Genomic DNA, 21685 nt, shown 5'->3' with positions numbered 1-21685 from the left:
GGGGCGGGGGGTCCCCCGGCACAGGCCCCCCCCCCCGCCGCCCGGCGGGGGGGGGGGGGGCCCCGCCCGCCGGGGGGGGGGGGGGCCCCCCGGGGGGGCCGGCCCCCCCCCGCGTCCGAGTCGCTTCCCTCGGGCGCTACTTGACCGCCGTCTTGCCGATGGTCGGCAGGATGAAGTCCTGGATCAGACCCTTGGCGTCGCGGACGATCGGCCGGAAGACCCGGTAGCGCGACAGGTTGATCACCCGGGCCGCCAGCGGCGTCGAGCGCCGCACGAACTCCCTGGTCCGCTCGGTGTCCGGGGTGCGGTCGAAGACCCAGTAGAGCACCACGATCATCAGGTGCAGCCACAGCACGTCGGGAAGTAGCTCGACCAGTTCGGCGTCCAGCTTGGGCGCCAGTTCCGAGCCCTGCAGGACCTCGCGGAACAGTTCGACGGCCGTCGCCCGCGCCGGGTGGGACTCGTTGGAGAACGGGCTCAACGAGCTGGTCGGGTCGGCGGCGGTGCGGAAGAACTGCGCGGAGAACTCGTGGTACGGCGCGGCCGTGTCGAGCCAGGAGTCCAGCGCGATCTGCAGCCGCTCGGAGAAGTCCCGGGTGTGGGCCATGCGGCGTTTGGCGTCGGCCGCGTGGTCGTAGGTCATCCGGTCGTAGAACCCCTGGATCAGGAATTCCTTCGCCGAGAAGTAGTAGTAGGCGTTGCCCACCGAGACGCCCGCCTCGGTGGCGATCGCGCGCATGGTGGTCTTCTCGTAGCCCCGTTCCTGGAACAGCCGCATGGCCGTCTCCAGGATCAGCGCCCGGGTCGCCTCACTCTTGTCGGTCTTCGGCTGCGCCCGGCCGCCGGGCATGGGCCCGCCCTCCGCGCCGGGTGCGGCCGAAGCCTCGGTCGCACCGTTCTCGCCGTCCGTTCGGTTCGTCGCTGCCAGGTCGTCCACGGGCACGAGCCTAGCCGGAGACGAGGCTCCAGCCGGTGTCGGTGTTCGTGGCACCGGATGCCCCCTCCGCACCCGGTGCCACGCGCACCACCCCCCGTGATTCGAACACGTTCAAAAGCTTGGCAGAACTGTAGACGCTTCGGTTGAACATGTTCAACTCATCTCTGTGGGAGGCTGGTCACATGATCAGTTCAGGGCAGACCGTTATCCGGCGGGGTGGCGCGCAGGACGCCGAGTCCATCGCCGAGCTGCACGCCCGCAGTTGGCGCACCACCTACCGGGGCATCGTCCCGGAGGAGGCGCTCGGCGACGGGATGATCGCCCAGCGGCGCGAACTGTGGCAGCTGCGCTTGGACGCGGACTACGGCGAGCCGGAGAACACGCCCGAGCTGCTGGTCGCCGAACGGGACGGGGAGACGGCCGGCTTCGTCTACCTCGTCCCGCAGCCGGACGGCCGGGTGCTGATCGACAACCTGCACGTGCGCCCCGGCCTGACCAGCGGCGGCATCGGCCACGCGCTGCTGGCCGCAGCGCATGTCTTCGTCGCCGAGCGGCACCCCGGGGCCGAGCTCTTCCTGGAGGTGCTGCGCGACAACACCCGCGCGGTCGCCTTCTACGAGCGCGAGGGCGCCGTGCGGGTCCGGGCACAGGAGGGCGTCTTCCCGGGCGGGTTCCTGCTGCCCGAGTACGTGTACGCCTGGCCGGGCCGGTCGGAGTCCTAGACCGGTCGGGAGTGGCTCCGAACCGGACGTGGCCCGAGCCGGAGCCGGGGTCGGTCAGTCGACGTCGTAGACGGTCACCGGCACACCACGCGCCGTCAGCCGGGCGGTGACCAGCGGCTCGACCTTCGCCCAGCGCCCGCCCGCCAGTCCGCAGCCGAGCCGCGGCATGTGGACGGAGGCGCCGAGTTCGAGCGCGCGGTCGCCCAGAGCGGCCAGGCCGGTGTCGATGGCCTCGTACCGCACCGGCACCCCGGTGGAGCGCCCGGTCCGGATGCCGCGCTGGCCGACCAGGTTGGCCACCCAGACGTACGGCTCCACCTGCACCAACTGCAGGGCGCCGAGGCCGAAGTCGTTCTTCGCCCGCTCCCGGTGCCAGCGTCTGTACGCGGACTCGGGCTCGGGCCAGCGTCTGGAGAGCGCGAGCACGAAGCCCTTGCCCCAGCCGCCGAGGTCGTTGCAGATGTGCGCGATCACCTTCACGCCCTTGCCGAGCGGCGTGGTGGCATCGCCTCGGACGTAGGTGATTTCCGCCATGCCTCGAAGTTAGACCGAGGCACTGACAATGCGCTCGGAATTTTCCGGCGCCCGCTGTGCCTGCTGTGCCCCCAGCGCCTGCTGTTCCTGCTGTGCCCGCCCGGCTGCCGTGGCCTTGCGCACCGTCAGGTGCCGCCGTCCGGCCAGCGCGATCAGCAGCGCGAGCGCGGCGGCCGTGGCCGGAAGCGCGTAGCCGGTGCCGGGGGTGGCCTGTTCGGCGAGCGTCCCGGCGAGCGCCGCACCGGCCGAGATGCCGACCACGATGCCGGACACCGCCATCGCCATGCCCTCGTTGAACTGGCGCTGCGGCAGCAGTTCCTGGACCAGCGTCATCCCGGTCACCATGGTCGGCGCGGTGGCCGTGCCGGCGGCGAACAGCCCCAGCCCGAGCACCCCGAGGCCGGCTCCGCCCAGCCCGGCGGCGAGCGGCAGCAGCAGCACCCCGGCCATCGCCGACGCCCCGATCAGGAAGCGCGTGCCCGGCGCCCGACGTGGTGTCAGCAGTCCGAACAGCAGCCCCGCCACGCAGGATCCGGCCGCGAAAAGGGCCAGCAGCACGCCGGCCGCCGCCTTGTGCCCGTGCGCGTCGGCGTACGCCACGGTGGTGATCTCGGTCGCGCCGAAGACCATGCCGGTCGCCAGGAAGGTCAGCACCAGCACCCGCAGCCCGGGCACCCCCAGCGGGGAACCGTGCCGCTGCCCGGCCGACGTCCGCGCCTTCGTCGAGGGAGCGGGAAGCGGCGGTTCGGTGCGCCGCTGGGCGGCGAACAGCAGGGCGCCGGTGGTGCCGAGCGTGCCGGCGGTGAGCAGCCCGGCCTCCGGGGCGAGCGTGGTGCAGAGCAGCATCGCGAGCACCGGCCCGGCCATGAAGCAGAGTTCGTCCAGCGCCTGCTCGAAGGAGTTGGCCAGGTGTCGCGCGGCCGGGTCGTCCCGGTACAGGTGCGCCCAGCGGGAGCGGGCCATGCCGCCGAGGTTGGGCGCGGCGGCGCAGGCCGCGTTGCTCAGGTACAGCGTCCAGTCCGGTGCGTCGAACCGGACGCAGAGCAGCAGGGCGGTGAGCGGGACGGCGTTGTACAGCGCGGCCGGTACCGTCACCCGCGTCTGCCCGTACCGGTCCACCAGGCGGCCGATCAGTGGCATCCCGATCGCGCCGGTGACCAGCCCGGCCGCCGAGACCGTCCCGGCCAGCCCGTACGAGCCGCGCCGCTCGGAGAGCAGCACCACCAGCGAGACGCCGGTCATCGACAGCGCGAGCCGGCCGAGCAGCCCGGCCAGGGTGAAGGCGAGGGCGCCGGGGGCCGCGAACAGCCGCCGGTAGGAGTAGGAGTGGGAAGCGATGAGGGCGCGCGAGGGCAAGCGGGCTCCTGGGAAGGAAGAAGGAGGATGTCCGACAGCCTCGCCGTGGTGGCGGGCCGCCGTCCAACACCTGTTCCGCCGCACTGACAACGCGCTGTTGTTAATCTGCCGCCCATGCCCCGTGACCTGCACCCCCGCCTGCTCCGCGGCTTCGTCGCGACCGCCGAGACCCTGCACTTCGGCCGGGCCGCCGAGCGGCTGCACATCGCCCAGCAGGCACTCAGCCGGGACATCCGGACCCTGGAGGGGCTGCTCGGCACCACGCTGTTCACCCGCACCACCCGCAGCGTCGACCTCACTCCGGCCGGACAGCGGCTGCTGCCCCGGGTCCGCCGACTCCTCGCCCTGCACGACGAGATCCTCACCGAGGCCGGGACCGGAGCCGCCGCCCGGCCGCTGCTGCTCGACCTCAACAGCGACGTCACCGGCCCGGACCTAACCGCCGACCGGGTGCTCGGACGGGCCCGCGCCGCCTGGCCCGAGGGTGAGCTGCTGGCCCGCTTCCACGGCGGCCTCGCCGCGGCCGCCGCCGAACTGCTGGCCCACCGGCTGGACGCCTCGTTCGGCCGCTTCGCCGGGCTGCCCGCCCCGGTGCGCGCCCAACTCGTCCAGTTGCCGGTGCGGTTGGAGCAGATCTCGGTGATGATGGCGGACACCCACCCGCTGGCCGGCCGCCCGGCACTACGCCCGGCCGAGCTGGCCGGTCACCCCGTCGACATCTGCGCGGGCAACCCGGCCACCACCGAGTGGGCCGATCTCGGCGCCCGGCTGCTGCGCGAGCACGGTCTGACGGCGGCCGACCCGTACGTCCCCCCGGTGGGCGTGGACGAGACTGCCCGCTACCTCGCCCGGCACGGCGATCCGATGCTGACCACGGTCGGCGGGCCGAGGATCCCCGGCACGGTGAACGTGCCGCTGGTGGATCCGGTGCCGCTGAGCCTGGTCAGCCTGGTGCACCGGCCCGGCGAGCGCCATCCGGGGCTGCGCGCGCTGGCCGACGCGGCGGCCGGACTGGGCGCGGCCGAGGGCTGGCTGCGCCGCCCGCCGGGCAGCTGGCTGCCGGAGGCGGACGCGGCGCTGCTCCCGGTCGCCGGGTAACGGAGCGTGGCGACGAAACCGCCCCTGCCCAGGGGGGATGGGCAGGGGCGGCGTACGGGGGGCGGGTTCGGGCCCGCCTCGCGGGGTGTCCGGGTCAGGAGGCCTTGACGGCGGAGATGTCGAAGCTGAGCTTGACCTTCTCGCCGATCAGCACGCCGCCGGTCTCCAGCGCCGCGTTGTAGGTCAGCCCGAAGTCGGTGCGGTCGACGACGGCCTTGCCCTCGAAGCCGACCCGCTGGGCGCCGTACGCGTCGGTGGCGCTGCCGGTGTACTCGAGGTCCAGGACGACCGGGCGGGTGGTGCCCTTGATGGTGAGCTCGCCGGTCATCCGGTAGGCGTCGTCGCCGAGCGGCTCGGCGGAGGTGCTGCGGAAGCGGATCTCCGGGTGGGTCTCCGTGGCGAAGAAGTCACCGGTGCGCAGGTGCTCGTCGCGCTGGGCCTGGTTGGTGTCGACGCTCGCGACCTTGATCACCAGCTCGGCCGAGGAGTTGCCCGGGGCGCTGCCGTCCAGGTGCAGCTTGCCGTCGTACTCGGTGAAGCGGCCCTTGATGTTGGTCACCATGGCGTGGCGCACCGAGAAGCCGATCTCGCTGTGCGTGGTGTCGATCGCCCAGTCGCCGGTGAGGTGGGCGAGGTCGGGGCCGGCCGGCGTCTGGACGGCGGTGGTGGCGGGGACGTCGGTGGTCTTGGTGCGGTTGAAAAGGCCCATGGCTCCTCCTCGGGTCCGAAGCCATTTGTTTAGGCTTCAACTTGTTGGCTCTAGCGTAGGACTCTTTCGTTCAAATTTCAACCACAAGCTTCGAGGATCCCCCGAACGGCTCAGCGGACCCGCCTGTCAGCCCTCCCGACTAGGCTGCGAAGGACCGGTTCCCACCCGCCCGGAAGGCCCCCGATGTTCGTCCTGCACGCGCTCTGGCGGACGGACGGGCAGCTGGCGCTCTGGGCCGAGGACGCCCGCGCCCACCCCGGCACCGCCGAACCGCCGACGGACCGGCCCGCCCCGCCCGACCGGGCCGCCCCCCGCGCCCACCCCTACGCCTGCCCGGCCGGTGAGCTGGCCATCGTGCTCGGCGGCATCGGCCCGGGCCTAGGCTGGCTCGCCGGGCAGGCCCCCGAACGCTGGGCCACCCTGCTGCTGCCCACCATCGGCGCCGTCCCCGCGCCCTCGCCCGACCTGCCGGTCACCCCGCCGCGCGGCGGCGCCGTGCTCACCCCCTGGCGGGTACCGGCGCTGCTCTTCGACGCCGGGGCCGCCGCCCAGCTGCTCGGCGAGGTCTTCGACCCGCACTGGGCCGTCACCGACGCCGACCTGCCCGGCGCCGGGCGCGTCGAGGTCGTCCACGGCCCCTCGCTGCGCTGGCTCACCGGGGTGCACGACCTCGCCTGGCGGACAGTCGGCCGGGGCCGGGTGCTGCCACAGCCCGTCCTCGCCGACGGCCGCCCGCAGGCCCGCTGGCGACCGGACCCCACCCCGGCCGGGCGCCGCGAGGCCGCCGCACTGGCCGCCGGCTGCCCGCCCGTCCTGCTGGGGGAGTGGCCGCACGGCGCCGGTACCGGGGAGGCGCTGCTGGGCGCCGTGCTGGGCGCGCTGGTGGACGCCGAGGCCCGCGCCGCCCTGGCCACCGCCCCGCCCGCCTTTCCGGTCAAGGCCGGGGCCGCACCCGGGGCCGTATCCGCTTCCGCACCCGGGGTCGCACCCATGTCCGCCCTCGGGGTCGCACCCGCGTTCGCACCCGGGGGGGCCGTCGCCGAGCGCTGGCTGCACGCCCTCACCACCCCCGACGGCCTCCTCGGCGACGTCCCGCCCGAGGACTTCGCCGAGCTGCGCCGCCGGGTCGCCGCCTGGTACGCCGTCGCCGAGCCCACCGACCCCGCGCTGCGGCTCTGCTTCCGCCTGGTCGAGCCGCTCGGCCCCGACCCCGACGACCCCGATGGCCGCCCCTCCGACGACGCCTGGCAACTGGAGTTCCTGCTCCAGGCCGTGGACGAGCCGTCCCTGCTGATCCGCGCCGCCGACCTGCACGAGGGCGGCGCCGCGCACGCCGCCCTCGCCCGCAAGGCCGCCGACCAGGCCGCCGACCCGGTCGACGTCCTGGTCGCCGAACTCGCCCGCGCCGCCCACCGCTGGCCCGTCCTGGACGGGCTGCGCCACCGCCCCCGCCCGTCCGCCCTGCCGCTGGACCGGGCGGGCGCGCTGGACTTCCTGCGCACCGCCGCGCCCGCGCTCGCCGAGGGCGGCTTCGGTGTGCTGCTGCCCGCCTGGTGGCGCCGCCGCCCCCGCCTCGGGCTCGCCCTGCGCGCCACCACGCCGCCCGCGCCCGGCTCGCTCGCGGTCGCGAGCCAGGTGGACCGGGACGCCGTGGTCGCCTTCCGCTGGCAGGCCGCGCTCGGCCCGGACGGCGCCCCGCTCACCGAACAGGAGCTGGCCGAACTGGCCGCCGCCAAGCAGGGCCTGGTGCGGGTGCGCGGCACCTGGCTGGAGGCCGACCCGGCGCAGATCGCCGCCGCGCTCGCCTTCCTCGCCGACCGGCGCGACGGCGTGCTGACCGCCGCGGACCTGCTGCGGCTCGCCCTCGACCCGCAGGCCTCGGTCGCCGGACTGCCGGTGACGTCCGTCCACGCGGACGGCCCGCTCGGCGACCTGCTCGCCGGGCGCACCGACGCCGCTCCCGCCCCGGAGCTGCCGCCGGACTTCCGGGCCGTGCTGCGCCCGTACCAGGAACGCGGACTGGCCTGGCTGCGGACGATGTCCGGGCTCGGCCTCGGCGCCGTGGTGGCCGACGACATGGGCCTCGGCAAGACCGTCCAGACCCTCGCCCTGCTGGCCACCGAAAGAGCTCTCGGAGCCACCGGCCCGACCCTGGTGGTCTGCCCGATGTCCCTGGTCGGCAACTGGCAGCGCGAGGCCGAACGCTTCGCCCCCGCCCTGCGACGGTACGTCCACCACGGCTCCGGCCGCCTGGGCGAGGAGCAACTCGCCGAAGCCGTACGGGAAACGGACCTCGTCATCACCACCTACGGGCTGGTCCAGCGCGACCTCGCCGCCCTGCGGGCGATCCGCTGGCGCCGGGTGGTCGCCGACGAGGCCCAGCACATCAAGAACACCGGCACCGCGCAGTCCCGGGCGATCCGCGCGCTGCCCGTCACCCGGCACCGGGTCGCACTCACCGGCACCCCGGTGGAGAACCGGCTCTCCGAACTGCACGCCGTCCTGGACTTCGCCAACCCCGGCCTGCTCGGCTCGGCCGAGCGCTTCAAGGAGCGCTACGCGATCCCGGTCGAACTGCACCGCAGCCCCGAACGCACCGCCGAACTCCGGCGCCGCACCGCCCCGTTCGTGCTGCGCCGGCTCAAGTCCGACCCGGCGGTGGCGGCCGACCTGCCCGCGAAGCAGGAGATGACCGTCTGGTGCAACCTGACCGCCGAGCAGGCGGGCCTCTACCAGGCCGTGGTCGCCGACCTGCTGCGCCGGGTCGAGGGGATCCGGGGCGTGGAGCGGCGCGGCACGGTGCTGGCCGCGATCGGCAAGCTCAAGCAGGCCTGCAACCACCCGGCCCAACTGCTGCACGACGGCTCGGCGTTGGGCGAACGCTCGGGCAAGGTCGCCCGGCTGGCCGAGTTGCTGGAGGAGGCGCTGGCGGAGGGCGACCGGACGCTGGTCTTCACCCAGTACGCCGAGTTCGGCACGATGCTCCGCCCGTACCTGGAGCGGCGGCTCGGCGAGGAGGTGCTCTACCTGCACGGCGGCCTGTCCCGGGCGCGCCGCGAGGAACTGGTCGAGCGCTTCCAGTCCCCGGACGGGCCACGGGTGTTCCTGCTCTCGCTGCGGGCCGGAGGCACCGGCCTCAACCTGACCGCCGCCAACCAGGTGATCCACCTGGACCGTTGGTGGAACCCGGCGGTCGAGGAGCAGGCCACCGACCGCGCCTTCCGGATCGGCCAGCGCCGGGACGTCCAGGTCCGCCGCCTGGTCTGCGTCGGCACCGTCGAGGAGCGGATCGACGAACTCCTCGCCGCCAAACGGTCGTTGGCCGAGACGGTGGTGGGGGAGGGGGAACAGTGGCTCACCGACCTGCCGGTCGACGCACTGCGCGAACTGGTCGCCCTCACCCGGGAGGACGCTGTGGCCGAGGAGGACGCATGAGCGAGGAGGACGCATGAGCGAAGAGCCGAAGCCCACGATGGTCAACGTCGCCGCCTACTGGCGCGGCGACTTCGCCCTGCGCCCCGAGGCGCCGGAGGAAGAGCCGGACGAACCCTCGCCGCACCGCCTCGGCCGCTCCGGCATCACCGCGCACGGCCGCGACCTCGCCGTCCTGCTCGCCCCCGCCTACGACACTTTCCGCAGCTGAACCGGGCGTTGCACCAGGCGCCGAACCGGGCGGGGAATCAGGCGCCGAACCCCGGCGCCTACCGTGCGGTAACGTCCCGAAGGTGACCGACACCTCCGACATCCGTCTCGCCGATTTCGAGCAGCACCGGCGGATGGTCTTCGGCATCGCCTACCGGATGCTCGGCAGCGTCGCCGACGCCGAGGACCTGGTCCAGGACACCTGGCTGCGCTGGAGCGGGGTCACCGGCCCGGTCGCCAGCCCCGGCGGCTTCCTGGCCCGTACGGTCACCAACCTCGCCCTCAACCGGCTGGACTCGGCCGCCGTCCGCCGCGAGTCCTACGTCGGCCCGTGGCTGCCCGAGCCGCTGGTCACCGAGCCGGACGCGACCGACGGCGTCGAGCGCGCCGAGACCGTCTCGCTCGCCCTGCTGGTGATGCTGGAGAGCCTGTCCCCGCTGGAACGGGCGGTGTTCGTCCTCAAGGAGGCCTTCGGCTTTTCCTACCTGGAGATCGCCGAAGCCCTGGACCGCACCGAGACGGCCTGCCGCCAGGTCGGCAGCCGGGCCCGGGCACACGTCCGCGCCCGCCGGCCCCGCTACGACGCCCCGCCCGAGCTGCGCCGCCGCGCCACCGACGAGTTCCTGGCGGCCTGCGTCGGCGGCGACCTCAACCGGATGCTCGAACTGCTCGCCCCCGACGTCACCACCTGGAGCGACGGCGGCGGCGTGATCCGCGCCGCGCTGCGGCCGGTCACCGGCGCCGAGAACGTGGCCCGCTTCACCCTCGGCGTGCTCCGGCAGCTGGGCGAGGGCGCTGTCGCCCGCCCGGTCCTGGTCAACGGCGAACCCGGCCTGCTGATCACCGTGGACGGCGCGGTCGACTCCGTCTCCGTACTCGACTTCGTCGAGGGACCGGACGGCACGCTCCTGATCTCCGCGATCCGCGCCGTCCGCAACCCGCAGAAGCTCACCCACCTCGCCGACCTTGACCTCGCCCCCGCCCCCGACGCCGGTGCCGCCCCCGCCCCCGACCCCAGCGGCCTCGAGCGGGCTTGACCCTCGACCAGGTCGAGCCCGCAGAGTCACGGCATGGAGAGCGAGCTGCACAGCATCGGCGAGCTGGCCCGCGCCAGCGGCCTCGGCGTCGGCACCCTGCGCTACTACGACGGTGCCGAGGTGCTCACCCCCGCCTGGGTCGACCCGCACACCGGCTACCGCTGGTACCGCCCCGGCCAGCTCGCTGACGCCCGGCTGCTGGCCCGGTTGCGCCGGGTCGGCCTGCCGCTGGCCGGCATCCGCGCCGTGCTCGGCGCCGCGCCCGGCAGCGGCGAGGCCGACCGGGTGCTCGACGCGCACCTGCGGCGCCTGGAGGACGGCCTCGCCGACGCCCGCCGCGAGCTCTCCCTGATCCACGCGATGATCGACCAGAGGGAGCAACCGATGACCGCCGACTCCACCGACCCCGCCGACCGCCGCCTCGCTGCCCCGAGCCTCACCGTCCCGAGCCTCACCGTCTCGGCCGACGGCCTGGCCGCCGCCCTGGACGCGGTCCGCTTCGCGGTCTGCGGCGACCCCGAGCTGCCCGCCCTCGCCGGGGTGCTGTTCGAGCCGGACGGCCCGGTGCTGCGCCTGGTCGCCACCGACCGCTACCGGATGGCCTTCGCCGAGGTGCCCGCCTCCGGAGACCTGCCCGAGCAGCCGGTAGCCGGCACGATCGTCCCGACCCCGCTGGTGGACGCGCTGCGCGCCCTGCTCGGCCCGGGGACCGACGAGGTCACCCTCACCCTCGGCGGCGGCCTGGTCCGCGCCGAGGCGGGCGGGCACCGGATCGAGGGCGCCGCCCTGGACTTCGACTACCCCGACCACCGAGTCCTGACCAGGCTCGAACCGGAGCACCGGATCACCCTCCCGGCCGCCGAACTGCGCGCCGCCGTCGAGAGCGGCGCCACCCGCACCCTGCCCTCCGGCCCGCACGGCGCCGACTGCGAGGTCACCGTCCTCACCCTGACCGGGGACGGCCGGCTGGCCGTCGCCGCCGACCCGGCCCCCGAGGAGGTCCGACTGGCCGTCAACCGGGACTTCCTCCTCGACGCCCTCGACGCCGGTCGGCCCGAACAGCTCCTGCTCGAACTCGGCGGCCCCATCGTCCCGCTGGCCATCCGCACCCCCGGCCGGGCGGGCACCTTCTCCGTCCTGATGCCCATCCGCCTCCCGTAGGTCGTCCTCGAGCCCCTGCCTGCGGGGCCTCTGGGAGCATCGCCGGATGAGCCAGCACACCGGTCGTCCTGTGTCCGAGGTCCACGTCCCCGCCCCCGGCGGAGGCGGGTTGTGGGCGGAGCACGGCGGCGCCGGCAGCCCGGTGGTGCTGCTGCACGGCTCCGGCATGGATTCCCGGCTGTGGGACGCCGTCCTCCCGGAGCTCTCCCGCCACCACGACGTGATCCGTTACGACGCCCGGGGCCTGGGCCGGTCCACCGAGCCGGAGCAGCCGTTCGACGACGTCGAGGACCTGCGTGCCGTGCTGGACCACTTCGACCTGGCGAGCGCCGCGCTGGTCGGCCTCAGCATGGGCGGGGAGACCGCGCTGGACTTCGCCCTCGCCCATCCGGACCGGGTGACCGCGCTCGGCCTGGTCGGCGCCTCGGTCAGCGGCCACGACTGGCCGCCCTCCCCGGAGACGACCGCCTACGCCGAGGCCCGCCGACGGGGCGACGCGGCGGCCCTGGCCGAGCTGGAGCTGTCCGTCTGGGCCGCCCTGGGCCGGACGGCGCCCGGCGGCGAGCTGATCGCGGCGATGGTCGAGGAGAACGCGGCTCGCCGCATCGTCAGCGAGCGCCACCTCACCGGCGCGCCCGGGCGGCCCGCCGAACCCCGCCTCGGTGAGGTCGCCGTCCCCACCCTGGTCGTCCACGGCGACCGGGACCACCCCGAGATCGCGGCGATCGCCCGGCGGCTCGCCGCCGACATCCCCGGCGCCCGGGGCCACCTCGTCCCGGACGCCGACCACTACCTCCCGCTGCGGACCCCCGAACGGCTCACCGAGCTACTGCTCGCCCACCTGGCCTGACCGGCCCTGGCAGGCGAGTGCGGGCGGACCCGACCGGAGCGCCACGTCGTCCATCCGGACGTCGCTGCGCAGTCGGTCCGGCTCGGTGCCGCAGGCTTCTCAGGGCTGTGCCGCGCGTTCGAATTCCTGGCGCAGGACGGGGAGCTCCGGCACCGGTCGAACGTCACCCGTCGAAGTTGGACCAGAAGATCCCGACGCCCGCGCCGCTCTCGTCCTGACCGACCAGGATGCTGTTCGAGGTGAAGCAACTGGTGGGGAAGACCAGGGAGTTCGCGCCGCAGTCCGGGTCGACGACGACGTCGAGCACGGGGGTCCGGGAGCCGCTCTCCTGCTGCGCCCGGAACTCGGCCACGGCATGGGCCTGGGGGTCGCCGGCCTGCGCGAAGCCGGCGGTCCGGCCGAGGGCCCCGCCGATGGCCAGGTTGCCCGGGGTGCTGGAGTAGATCGCCGACGCGCCATCACTCAGCATGTTGACGTCGTCCGACGCCTCCTCCCAGCTCGCACCCGCCAGCGCCTGCGGGGTGGTACCGCCGGCGACCAGCGCGACTGCGGAGACGGTGGCTCCCCGCTCGTCGTCCCACTCGTACGCCAGGTACACCTCGTGCAGCCCGTCGGCGAGGACGGGGAACGTGTAGAACTCGGCACCGTCGAGCCCGCACACGGCGATCCCCCCGCGGCTCAACAGCCGCCCTGCCAGCGTGAACTCGCCCGGGTACCAGCCATGGTTCGCCTTCAGAACTGTCTCGATTGCTTCGATCATCTGCATGCCGGGGAGTGTGCCACTGCGCTCCGACAGGACCCCCCACGTCCGCCGATACCCTCGCCTCGAGCGCAGCTGCCCGACGGCACCGACCGCATCGAGTACGCCCTGCGCCCGGGTGGCTGAGCGCGTGGAGGGCCAGAGTTCGCGCTGCTTGGCCCACGGGTGGGCACATCTTTGCTCCCGCTAGCACCCTGCTTGCATTTGCAAGCAGGGTGCTGCAGGCTGTCCGCATGGCCTCACTCAACGTCGGCTCGCTCGGCGCGTACATCCGGGAGCAGCGCCGCAACGCGCAGTACTCGCTGCGGCAGCTGGCGGAGGCCGCCGGCGTGTCCAACCCGTACCTCAGCCAGATCGAGCGCGGGCTGCGCAAGCCGAGCGCGGAGATCCTGCAGCAGATCGCCAAGGCGCTGCGGATCTCGGCGGAGACGCTGTACGTCCAGGCCGGGATCCTGGAGGAGCGGCGGGGCGAGGGCCTGGAACTTCGGGCCTCGATCCTGGCCGATCCGCTGATCAACGAGCAGCAGAAGCAGGCGCTGCTCGCGGTCTACGACGCCTTCCTCAAGGAGAACGCCGCTCCGGCCCCCGGTGCGACGACCGACGACTCAGCCACCCAGAACCCTCACCGGGAGGACCGGTAATCATGCCGATCACGGACGAGATCAAGAAGACCCTCAGCGACCCGACCCCGCTGTACGCCCTGGCCGGCGCCGGGGACCTCGCGTACGAGAAGCTGCGCGAGGTGCCGGGCAAGGTCGAGGCGCTGGCAGCGGACCGCAAGGGCACGCAGGAGAAGGCCACCGCCAGGCTCCAGGAGGCGCAGTCGCTGCTGGTCGGGGCGCCGGCCAAGGTCGGCGAGGCCGTCACCGCCCTGCCCACCGACCTCAAGGTCCTGCAGGAGCGGGCCCAGGGCTTCGCGCTGCAGCAGGTGGGCCGTGCGGTCGAGCTGGCGGTGAAGGCCAAGGAGGCGTACGACGAGCTGGCCGAGCGCGGCAAGGTCGTGGTGGAGAAGGCCCGCCCGAGCGCGCCGGCCGGGACCGCCGAGCTGGCCGAGCAGCCGGTCGACGTCGAGCCGGTCGAGGCCGAGCTGGTGGAGGACGGTGCCGCCGAGCCGGCGCCGAAGAAGTCCGCCCGTGCTCGGAAGGCGGCCTCCGCCGACGCGGAGTAACAACGCGGAGTGAACAACACGGAGTGTGGCCCTTCATGGAGGGCACATCCGGTGACCACGGAACGTTGACACCGGTGCGGACGGTCGCCGTGCCAGGATGGGCGGCGGTCGAAACGCCGGGAGCCGAGAGACAGAGGAGATCGCGATGGTCGGAGTGCTCCAGATTCTGGCCTTTTCCTACCTGAACCCGATCTGGTGGGCGACGATCGCCATCCTGGCCTACAAGTTGTTCGCCCTGGTCGACGCGGCCACCCGCAGGGAGGACGCCTACCGGGCGGCGGACAAGAAGACCAAGGGGTTCTGGATCGCGATCCTCGCGATCTCCTTCGGCTGGGATTTCCTGTTCGGGGTGAACTTCTTCACCGGCATCGGCACCCTGGCCGGTCTGGTCGCCTCGATCGTCTACGTGGTGGACGTCCGCCCCGCGATCCGGGCACTGACCGGAGGCGGCGGCCGAAGCAACACCGGCCCGTACGGGCCCTGGTAGGCGCGACAGCGGACAACGCGACGGCCCGGGCGGGGAGTTCACCCCGCCCGGGCCGCCGCACATCCGCACACCCACACGTCCGCTCGGCCGCCAACCCGCTCGGCCGCCAACCCGCTCGGCTGTCAGCCTGCCCGGCCGTCAGCCGAGGATCAGCTGCACCGGGTTGCGCTCCAGCAGCAGTACCGCGACGTCGTCGGTCAGCGCGCCGCCGTTCAGCTCCTCGACCTCGGCGATGGCGCTGTCGACGAGCCGCCCGCGGGTCAGCCCGGCGGCCTGGTGGTCGCCGATCAGGTCGGCGAGCCCGTCCTGGCCCAGGCGGCGCGACCCGGCCCCGACCCGGCCCTCGATCAGGCCGTCGGTGTAGAGCAACAGCCGCCAGCCGGCCCGGAGTTCGACCTCGTGGGCGGGCCAGGCAGCCTCCCCGTCGTGGCACGGCAGCAGGCCGAGCGCGGGCCCGGCGAGCTCGGCGGGCAGGCTGACCGGCTCGTGGTCGCGGCCGAGGAGCAGCGGGGCCGGGTGCCCGGCGAGGTAGAGCCGGGCCTTCTCGCCGGTGCCGAGCGAGTCGAGGTCGCTGTCGGTGCCACCCGGGCCGATGACGAGCATGCAGAGCGTCGCGAAGATCTCGTCGCTGCGCCGCTCGTGCTCCAGCACGTGCTGGAGGGTGGTGAGCAGGGCCTCGCCGGTGAGGCCCGCGAAGACCAGGGTGCGCCACGCTATCCGGAGCGCGACGCCGAGCGCGGCCTCGTCCGGGCCGTGGCCGCAGACGTCGCCGATCACGACGTGGACGGTGCCGTCGTCGGTGCGCACGGCGTCGTAGAAGTCGCCGCCGAGCAGGGCACGGCGGCGGCCGGGGCGGTAGCGGCGGGTGAAGGAGAGCCCGGCGCCGTCCAGCAGCGGGGTGGGCAGCAGGTGGCGCTGGAGGCGGGCGTTCTCCTGGCCGCGCAGCTCGGCCTCGACGAGACGGCGCTGGGATTCGTCGGCGCGCTTGCGTTCGACGGCGTAGCGCAGGGCGCGGGCCAGCAGTGGGCCGTCCGTCTCGTGCTTGATCAGGAAGTCCTGGGCGCCGGCGGCGACGGCGGCCGCCCCGAGTTCGGCCCCGGCGGCGTCGGTGAGCACCACGACGGGGATGTGCGGGGCCCTGCGGAGCAGTTCGTGCAGGCCCTCCAGCCCGTCGGAGGAGTCGGACGGGTGTGCGAGGTCGGCGGGCGCGGCGAGGTCGAGCAGCACGCAGCCGAACTCGGGGCCGCGGGAGCGTCCGCGCCGGGCGGAGTGCGCGGGGGAGGCCAGCAGTGCGATGGCCTGGTCGAGGCCGCGGGCCCACTGGATCTCGATGGAGGTGCCGCTGTCGGCCACCGCCGCCTTGATCAGCTGGGCGTCCGAGGCGTCGTCCTCGATGACCAGCAGTCGGAGCGGCGCGGCGCCGGCGGCGTTGTCCGGTCCTGGGCCTGGCCCTGCACCCGGCGGCACCTCGGCGACGTGGGAGGGGTGGGCGGCGTGCGCCGCCCGGGCCGCCTGTGAGCGGGGGTGGGGTATCGGGGAAGTCGCCGTTGCCGGGCCGGTCGTGGCCAGGCGGTTGCGGGCATGGCCGACGGGGGCGCCGTGGGCGCCCGGCAGGTCCGCGGCACCCGGTGCCCGCCCGTCTCCCGTTGCGGGCATCGGTGGTTCCTCCCTTTCCCCGACTGCGTAACGGTCGACGTCCGTCCGCAGTGCCCGCCTGGCACCGTGCGTCGGGGAACTTCTCGCGACCATAACGTGATCTCCGGGGATTTCTTTGGCCGACCGGCGCCGTTGTGGTTATTGCCACGCCGGTGGGGGTGTGGTGATCGGACTCGGATGACGGCTGGGATGCCCGGCGCGGCGGTTGCCGTGCGGGGCGGAGAAGGGGGCAAACGGTGGTGGCACGTATCACCCTGGTCGAGGGTGACATCACGGAACAGCAGGTGGACGCGGTGGTGAACGCCGCGAACTCGTCCCTCCTGGGCGGCGGCGGAGTCGACGGTGCGATCCACCGCAAGGGCGGACCGCAGGTCCTTGAGGAGTGCCGTCGGCTGCGCGCCTCGCACTGGGGCAAGGGGCTGCCCGCCGGGCGCGCGGTGGCGACGACGGCCGGACGGCTGTCGGCCCGGTGGGTGGTGCACACCGTCGGGCCGGTGTATCGGGCGGAGGAGTACGAGGAGCGGGCGGAGCTGCTGGCCTCCTGCTATCGCGAGTCGCTGCGCGTCGCGGCGGAGCTGGGCGCGCGCACGGTGGCCTTCCCGGCCGTGTCGGCCGGGATCTACGGCTGGCCGCCGGCGGACGCGGCCCGGATCGCGCTGGGCACCGTCGCCGAGGTGCTGGACGGCGGTGACCCGGAGGCGGGCGCGGAGCTGGCGGAGGTGCGGTTCGTGCTGTTCGGGTCGGAGATGTACGGGGTGTTCGAACGGGCCCGACAGGAGCTGCTCGGGCGGGACGACTGACGACACAACGGCTGACGGCGGGGCTGGGCGTGGTGCGCACCGAGCGGCGTGTGGTGTCGCCGCTCGGTCGCGTCCATCGTCGCGTGACGGGGCGTCAACACGCCAGAGATATTCGATAACTCGTTCGAGTGAATGCGTCGGGTCGCTCACCAGCTCCCGCCCGGACCGCCCGTACCGCCCGTACCGCTCGTGCCGCCGGTACCGCCCGCACGGCGGCTCGGGGCGGCTAGGGCCGTTCCCGCGGCTACGGCGCGAGCGCCGACCAGGGCACCGTGACCTCGCCCTGCCGCCACCGCCCGCGCGCGTCCACCAGCGGCCAGCTGCCCGCCAGCGCCGTGCAGGCCGCGACCCAGCGCTGCCGCGCCCCGAACGCCCCGTACGGCGCGGCCGCCGCCCAGGCCCGGTCGAAGTCGGCCAGGAAGGCGTGCACCGGCCGCCCCGGCACGTTGTGGTGGATCAGCGCCTTCGGCAGCCGTTCGGCGAGGTCGGAGGGCTGTTCCAGGCCGCGGAGCCGGGCCGCGAAGGTCACCGTCCGGGGCCCCTCCGGGCCGAGCGCGACCCAGACGTGCCGTCGCCCGATCTCGTCGCAGGTGCCCTCGACCAGCAGTCCGTCCGGGGCGAGCCGCGCGCACAGCCGCTCCCAGACCCCGGCCACCGCCGCCTCGTCGTACTGCCGCAGCACGTTGGCCGCCCGGATCAGCCGGGCCGGCGCGCCGCCGTCCAGCGGTACTTCGAAGCCGCCGCGCCGGAAGGTGAGCAGTGGCGGATCGGCGTACGGCAGCGCGGCCGCGACCCGCTCCGGTTCGATCTCGATCCCGACCACGCGGACGTCCGGCCGCACCGCCCGCAGCCGCGCGGCGAGCTCGACGGCCGTCCACGGCGCGGCGCCGTAGCCGAGGTCCACCGCCACCGGAGGGAGCTCGGCGGCGCGCAGCGCGCGGCCGAGGGTGTGGGCGATCCAGCGGTCCATCCGGCGCAGCCGGTTGGTGTTGGTGGTGCCCCGGGTGACGGTCCCCACCGGGCGACCGGTCCGCCCACGGGAGGGCGCGGCGGTCGCGGGGTCGAAGGAGGCAGCCATGCCCAGAAGGGTAGTCGGGGCGCCGGCGGCACCGTGCTGACCTGGAACGATGCCGGCCCGCCCGACCCGTGCGCCGGACAGGCGAGGCCCGTGCGCCGAGCCGGCGATGTTCGTGGGCCGGGCCGGGAATGCCGAACGCCGCCCGCGTGGTTGGCACACTGGCGGTGATGTGTGCCAACCACGGGCAGCGCACACCGGACAACGGGCGGCCCGGCGCGGACCGCCTAGACGGGCCGCACAGAGGAGGCTTCAGCCAGGTGATCCAGCACCCCGCCCGGTCGGTACGCCGTGCCCAGTCGGCCGTGCCCGCGCGAGGCCGGCTCCAGTCGCTCGTCCCGGGCCGCCGCCGCCCGCGCCGGATAGCGATGCTGAGCGTCCACACCTCGCCGTTGCACCAGCCCGGCACCGGGGACGCCGGCGGGATGAACGTCTACATCGTCGAGCTGGCGAAGCGCCTGGCCGACCTCAATATCGAGGTCGAGGTGTTCACCCGGGCGATCTGTTCGGACGACGCCCCGACGGTCGAGCTGGCCCCGGGGGTGCTGGTCCGCCACGTCACCGCCGGTCCGTACGAGGGCCTGGTCAAGGAGGACCTGCCGGCCCAGCTGTGTGCCTTCACCCACGGGGTGCTGCGGACGGAGGCGGGCCACCGCCCCGGCCACTACGACCTGGTGCACTCGCACTACTGGCTCTCCGGGCAGGTCGGTTGGCTGGCCGCGCAGCGCTGGGGGGTGCCGCTGGTGCACACCATGCACACGATGGCGAAGGTCAAGAACGCCGCGCTGGCCGAGGGCGACACGCCCGAGCCCGCGGCCCGGGTGATCGGCGAGACCCAGGTGGTGGAGGCGGCCGACCGGCTGATCGCCAACACCACCGAGGAGGCCGCCGAGCTGGCGCTGCACTACGCCGCCCGGCCGGACCAGCTGGCCGTCGTCCACCCCGGGGTCAACCTGGACGTCTTCCGCCCCGACGGAGCGCAGGCAACGGCCGCCGCCCGGGCCCGCCTGGGCCTGCCGCAGGACGCCGCCGTGCTGCTCTTCGCCGGCCGGATCCAGCCGCTCAAGGCCCCGGACGTGCTGCTGCGGGCGGTCGCCGCGCTGCTGGCCCGCCGCCCCGAGCTGCGCGAGCGCCTGGTGGTGCCGGTCGTCGGCGGCCCGTCCGGCACCGGGCTGGCCCGGCCGGAGAGCCTGCACAAGCTCGCCGCCCAGCTCGGCATCTCCGACGTGGTGCGCTTCCACCCGCCGGTCGGCCAGGAGCGGCTCGCCGAGTGGTATCGCGCGGCGACGGCCCTGGTGATGCCCTCGTACAGCGAGTCCTTCGGCCTGGTCGCGCTGGAGGCGCAGGCCTGCGGCACCCCGGTCGTGGCGGCCGCGGTCGGCGGCCTGCCGGTCGCGGTGCGGGACGGCGAGACCGGCAGCCTGGTGCGCGGCCACGACCCGCTGGACTGGTCGCACGCGCTGGAGCCGTACGTCACCGACCCGGCGCTGGTGGCCCGGCGCGGTGCGGCGGCGGCCCGGCACGCGGCCGCTTTCGGCTGGGACACCGCCGCGGCGACCACCGCCGAGGTGTACGCCGGCAGCCTGGCCCGCCCGGCCGGTCGGCTGGCCGCCGCCCGGCGCCGGCTGACCTGAGGCCGCGTACGGCGGGCCTGAGGTCGCGTGCCGACCGACCTGAGGGCCGCGTACGGCGGGCCTGAGGCCGCGTACCGAGCGACCTGAGGCTGCGCCGGGCCGGTACCGCCGAGTAACGTCGCCTCCATGGCAATCCGCACCAAGGACGAGGCCCTGACCCTCCTGCGCACCGCCCTGGACGACGCCGGGGTGGCCTGGGAGCCGGCCGCCACCGACCCGTACACGCTGGTGGCGACCCTCCCGGGCACCCGGAAGCTGAGCACCCCCTGCGCCCTGCGGGTCGGCGACCACACCCTCTCGGTGAACGCCTTCGTGATCCGCCGCCCCGACGAGAACCACGAGGCCGTCTACCGCCGCCTGCTGGAGCGCAACACCAAGCTGTACGGCGTGGCGTACGCGATCGACGCGCTCGGCGACGTCTACCTGGCCGGCCGGCTGCCGCTGGAGGCGCTCACCCCGGCGGTCGTGGACCGGCTGCTCGGGACGGTGCTGGAGAACGCGGACGAGCCGTTCAACACCCTGCTGGAGCTGGGCTTCGCCTCGGCGATCCGGCGCGAGTGGGAGTGGCGGACCAAGCGCGGGGAGTCCACCCGTAACCTGGCCGCCTTCGCCCATCTGGCCGCCCCGGCCGAGGCCCCGGACGAGGCCGCAGCCCCGGACGACGCTCCGGCCGCCGGCTGACGGCGACCGGCCCGCCGACTGACGGCGGACCGGTCGCGGACGCTCAGGCGCCCGCCGGAGCCTTCTCGGGCTCCGCCGTGGGCGCCGACACCACGACGGTCCCGGCGGGTCCGGTGCCCTTCGCGGCGCCGGTCCGCTTGCCCAGCAGCGCGTACCCGACCGCGGCGACCGTGCCGCAGATTCCGCACGCGCCCCACAGCGTCCCGCTGCCGGCCCGCTCCAGGAGCACGCCGCCGACGGCGGGGCCGACGAACGAGGCGAGCGACCAGGAGAGTGAGTAGACGCCCTGGTAGCGCCCGCGGGCATGGGTCGGCGACAGCTCGGCGACCAGGCCCATCAGGGTCGGCGTGTAGAGGATCTCCCCGACCGTCCAGACCGCCACCGTGAGGGCGTAGAGCCAGGCGGACGACCCGGCCAGAGCCGTCAGCCCGAATCCCCAGCCGATGAACAGCGCGGCCGCGACCAGCATGGCCGACCGGCTGCGGTTCTCGACCCACCGGGTGAGCGGGATCTGCAGCACCACGATCAGCAGCCCGTTCAGGCCGATGACCAGGCCGTACTCGGTGGAGGTGATCCCCCACCGGCCCATGTCCACGGCGAGGGTGGTCGACCCCTGCTGGAGCACGAGGGCGAGCAGCAGGGTGAGCCCGACCACGGCCATGAAGCGGCGGTCGCGGAACACCGTGCCGAGGCCGACCGCGGGCCCGTCGGCCTTCGCCGCCGGTTCGTCGGGCTTCGTCTCCGGGATCCTGACGAAGATCACCACGGCGCAGAGCACCGTGGACAGCGCGTCCAGCAGGAAGAGCGTGAGGTAGCCGTGGGTGGCGATCAGGCCGGCGACCGCCGAGGAGAGGCCGAAGCCGAGGTTGATCGCCCAGAAGTTCAGCGAGTAGGCGCGGACCCGGTCGGCGGCCGGGACGATGTCCGCGATGATCGCCGAGATGGCCGGCCGGGTGGCGTTGTTGCAGAAGCCCACCAGGAAGGCGACCACCGCGATCGCCACCCGGCCGTCCGTGAACCCGAGTACGGCGGTGAACAGCGCGGTGCCGAGCTGGGCGGCGAGCAGGGTGGGGCGGCGCCCGATCCGGTCGGTGAGCACCCCGGCGACGATCGCGGAGGCCGCCGAGCCGAGGCCGAACAGGGAGGCGACCAGGCCCGCGTAGGAGGCCGAGTACCCCCGGCTGCTGGTGAGGTAGAGCGCCAGGAAGGTGACCACGAAGGCGCCGAGCCGGTTGACCAGCGTCGAGACCCAGAGCCACCAGAACTGGCGTGGCAGGCCGCCCGCCGTCTCGCTCACCATTCTTCGGAACCGGGCGGCGTCGAGCATGTGGGGGCTCCCGAGGGCAGGCGTCCGCTGAGCGGCGCGGGCAGGCCCGAA

Annotated in this window: 21 protein-coding genes; 13 read left to right on the top strand and 8 right to left on the bottom strand. The window is 74.4% G+C overall.

The window, feature by feature from the left end; genetic code table 11:
• Nucleotides 1-136: 136 nt before the first annotated feature.
• Nucleotides 137-937 carry a TetR family transcriptional regulator gene (locus ACIBEC_RS12275; RefSeq protein ID WP_360495953.1) on the bottom strand — a complete coding sequence of 267 codons (801 nt, stop codon included), beginning with the start codon at nucleotides 935-937 and terminating at the stop codon, nucleotides 137-139.
• A 182-nt stretch (nucleotides 938-1119) separates the two neighbouring features.
• Here ACIBEC_RS12275 and ACIBEC_RS12270 point away from each other — a divergent pair, with 182 nt between their 5' ends.
• Entirely contained in the window at nucleotides 1120-1659 is a 540-nt protein-coding gene (locus ACIBEC_RS12270; RefSeq protein WP_360495950.1) for a GNAT family N-acetyltransferase, read from the top strand.
• Between the two features lie 54 nt (nucleotides 1660-1713).
• Here ACIBEC_RS12270 and ACIBEC_RS12265 read toward each other — a convergent pair whose 3' ends face one another.
• Nucleotides 1714-2193 (bottom strand): macro domain-containing protein, encoded by a 480-nt coding sequence (locus ACIBEC_RS12265; RefSeq protein ID WP_360495947.1) that lies wholly within the window; start codon nucleotides 2191-2193, stop codon nucleotides 1714-1716.
• A gap of 9 nt (nucleotides 2194-2202) precedes the next feature.
• Nucleotides 2203-3549: an MFS transporter gene (locus ACIBEC_RS12260; RefSeq protein ID WP_360495944.1), complete on the bottom strand. Its 1347-nt coding sequence runs from the start codon at nucleotides 3547-3549 to the stop codon at nucleotides 2203-2205.
• 114 nt (nucleotides 3550-3663) lie between these two features.
• On the opposite strand from ACIBEC_RS12260, the gene ACIBEC_RS12255 reads away from it, so the two are divergent.
• On the top strand, nucleotides 3664-4647 hold the full coding sequence (locus ACIBEC_RS12255; RefSeq protein WP_360495941.1) for a LysR family transcriptional regulator: 984 nt from the start codon (nucleotides 3664-3666) through the stop codon (nucleotides 4645-4647).
• A 94-nt stretch (nucleotides 4648-4741) separates the two neighbouring features.
• Here the strand turns inward: ACIBEC_RS12255 and ACIBEC_RS12250 are convergent, their stop codons facing one another.
• Nucleotides 4742-5356 (bottom strand): YceI family protein, encoded by a 615-nt coding sequence (locus tag ACIBEC_RS12250; protein ID WP_360495938.1) that lies wholly within the window; start codon nucleotides 5354-5356, stop codon nucleotides 4742-4744.
• 183 nt (nucleotides 5357-5539) lie between these two features.
• On the opposite strand from ACIBEC_RS12250, the gene ACIBEC_RS12245 reads away from it, so the two are divergent.
• From ACIBEC_RS12245 to ACIBEC_RS12225, 5 genes are all read left to right on the top strand, one after another.
• Nucleotides 5540-8791, top strand: a complete 3252-nt coding sequence (locus tag ACIBEC_RS12245) for an SNF2-related protein (protein ID WP_360495935.1) — start codon at nucleotides 5540-5542, stop codon at nucleotides 8789-8791.
• 13 nt (nucleotides 8792-8804) lie between these two features.
• Nucleotides 8805-8999: a hypothetical protein gene (locus tag ACIBEC_RS12240; RefSeq protein ID WP_360495932.1), complete on the top strand. Its 195-nt coding sequence runs from the start codon at nucleotides 8805-8807 to the stop codon at nucleotides 8997-8999.
• A gap of 82 nt (nucleotides 9000-9081) precedes the next feature.
• The gene (locus ACIBEC_RS12235; protein WP_360495930.1) at nucleotides 9082-10035 is read left to right on the top strand and encodes an RNA polymerase sigma-70 factor; all 954 of its coding nucleotides are present in this window, start codon (nucleotides 9082-9084) and stop codon (nucleotides 10033-10035) included.
• A 33-nt stretch (nucleotides 10036-10068) separates the two neighbouring features.
• Nucleotides 10069-11196 carry a MerR family transcriptional regulator gene (locus ACIBEC_RS12230; protein WP_360495927.1) on the top strand — a complete coding sequence of 376 codons (1128 nt, stop codon included), beginning with the start codon at nucleotides 10069-10071 and terminating at the stop codon, nucleotides 11194-11196.
• A 46-nt stretch (nucleotides 11197-11242) separates the two neighbouring features.
• On the top strand, nucleotides 11243-12046 hold the full coding sequence (locus ACIBEC_RS12225; protein WP_360495924.1) for an alpha/beta fold hydrolase: 804 nt from the start codon (nucleotides 11243-11245) through the stop codon (nucleotides 12044-12046).
• 163 nt (nucleotides 12047-12209) lie between these two features.
• Here the strand turns inward: ACIBEC_RS12225 and ACIBEC_RS12220 are convergent, their stop codons facing one another.
• On the bottom strand, nucleotides 12210-12812 hold the full coding sequence (locus ACIBEC_RS12220; RefSeq protein ID WP_360495921.1) for a hypothetical protein: 603 nt from the start codon (nucleotides 12810-12812) through the stop codon (nucleotides 12210-12212).
• Nucleotides 12813-13039: 227 nt separating this feature from the next.
• Between ACIBEC_RS12220 and ACIBEC_RS12215 the strand changes: the two genes are divergently transcribed.
• The 3 genes from ACIBEC_RS12215 (at nucleotide 13040) to ACIBEC_RS12205 (ending at nucleotide 14461) form a co-directional block, all read left to right on the top strand.
• Nucleotides 13040-13447, top strand: a complete 408-nt coding sequence (locus tag ACIBEC_RS12215) for a helix-turn-helix transcriptional regulator (protein ID WP_360495918.1) — start codon at nucleotides 13040-13042, stop codon at nucleotides 13445-13447.
• A gap of 2 nt (nucleotides 13448-13449) precedes the next feature.
• Nucleotides 13450-13974: a hypothetical protein gene (locus ACIBEC_RS12210; protein ID WP_360495915.1), complete on the top strand. Its 525-nt coding sequence runs from the start codon at nucleotides 13450-13452 to the stop codon at nucleotides 13972-13974.
• Between the two features lie 145 nt (nucleotides 13975-14119).
• Entirely contained in the window at nucleotides 14120-14461 is a 342-nt protein-coding gene (locus ACIBEC_RS12205) for a DUF2516 family protein (RefSeq protein WP_360495912.1), read from the top strand.
• A 138-nt stretch (nucleotides 14462-14599) separates the two neighbouring features.
• Here the strand turns inward: ACIBEC_RS12205 and ACIBEC_RS12200 are convergent, their stop codons facing one another.
• Nucleotides 14600-16117, bottom strand: coding sequence for a SpoIIE family protein phosphatase (locus ACIBEC_RS12200; protein ID WP_360495909.1), 1518 nt, complete (start codon nucleotides 16115-16117; stop codon nucleotides 14600-14602).
• A gap of 239 nt (nucleotides 16118-16356) precedes the next feature.
• On the opposite strand from ACIBEC_RS12200, the gene ACIBEC_RS12195 reads away from it, so the two are divergent.
• Nucleotides 16357-16917, top strand: coding sequence for an O-acetyl-ADP-ribose deacetylase (locus tag ACIBEC_RS12195; protein WP_396287922.1), 561 nt, complete (start codon nucleotides 16357-16359; stop codon nucleotides 16915-16917).
• 244 nt (nucleotides 16918-17161) lie between these two features.
• On the opposite strand, the gene ACIBEC_RS12190 is transcribed toward ACIBEC_RS12195, so the two are convergent.
• On the bottom strand, nucleotides 17162-17995 hold the full coding sequence (locus ACIBEC_RS12190) for a class I SAM-dependent methyltransferase (protein WP_360495904.1): 834 nt from the start codon (nucleotides 17993-17995) through the stop codon (nucleotides 17162-17164).
• Nucleotides 17996-18252: 257 nt separating this feature from the next.
• Here ACIBEC_RS12190 and mshA point away from each other — a divergent pair, with 257 nt between their 5' ends.
• Nucleotides 18253-19626, top strand: a complete 1374-nt coding sequence (gene mshA / locus ACIBEC_RS12185) for a D-inositol-3-phosphate glycosyltransferase (RefSeq protein WP_360495902.1) — start codon at nucleotides 18253-18255, stop codon at nucleotides 19624-19626.
• A gap of 126 nt (nucleotides 19627-19752) precedes the next feature.
• On the top strand, nucleotides 19753-20307 hold the full coding sequence (locus ACIBEC_RS12180) for a YbjN domain-containing protein (RefSeq protein WP_360495899.1): 555 nt from the start codon (nucleotides 19753-19755) through the stop codon (nucleotides 20305-20307).
• Nucleotides 20308-20350: 43 nt separating this feature from the next.
• Here ACIBEC_RS12180 and ACIBEC_RS12175 read toward each other — a convergent pair whose 3' ends face one another.
• Complete coding sequence (locus ACIBEC_RS12175) at nucleotides 20351-21634, bottom strand: MFS transporter (protein ID WP_360495896.1); 1284 nt, start codon at nucleotides 21632-21634, stop codon at nucleotides 20351-20353.
• Nucleotides 21635-21685: the final 51 nt, after the last annotated feature.

Source organism: Kitasatospora sp. NPDC051164 (assembly GCF_044455625.1).
Classification (GTDB): Bacteria; Actinomycetota; Actinomycetes; order Streptomycetales; family Streptomycetaceae; genus Kitasatospora.
This window is presented reverse-complemented; position numbering and strand designations above follow the sequence as displayed.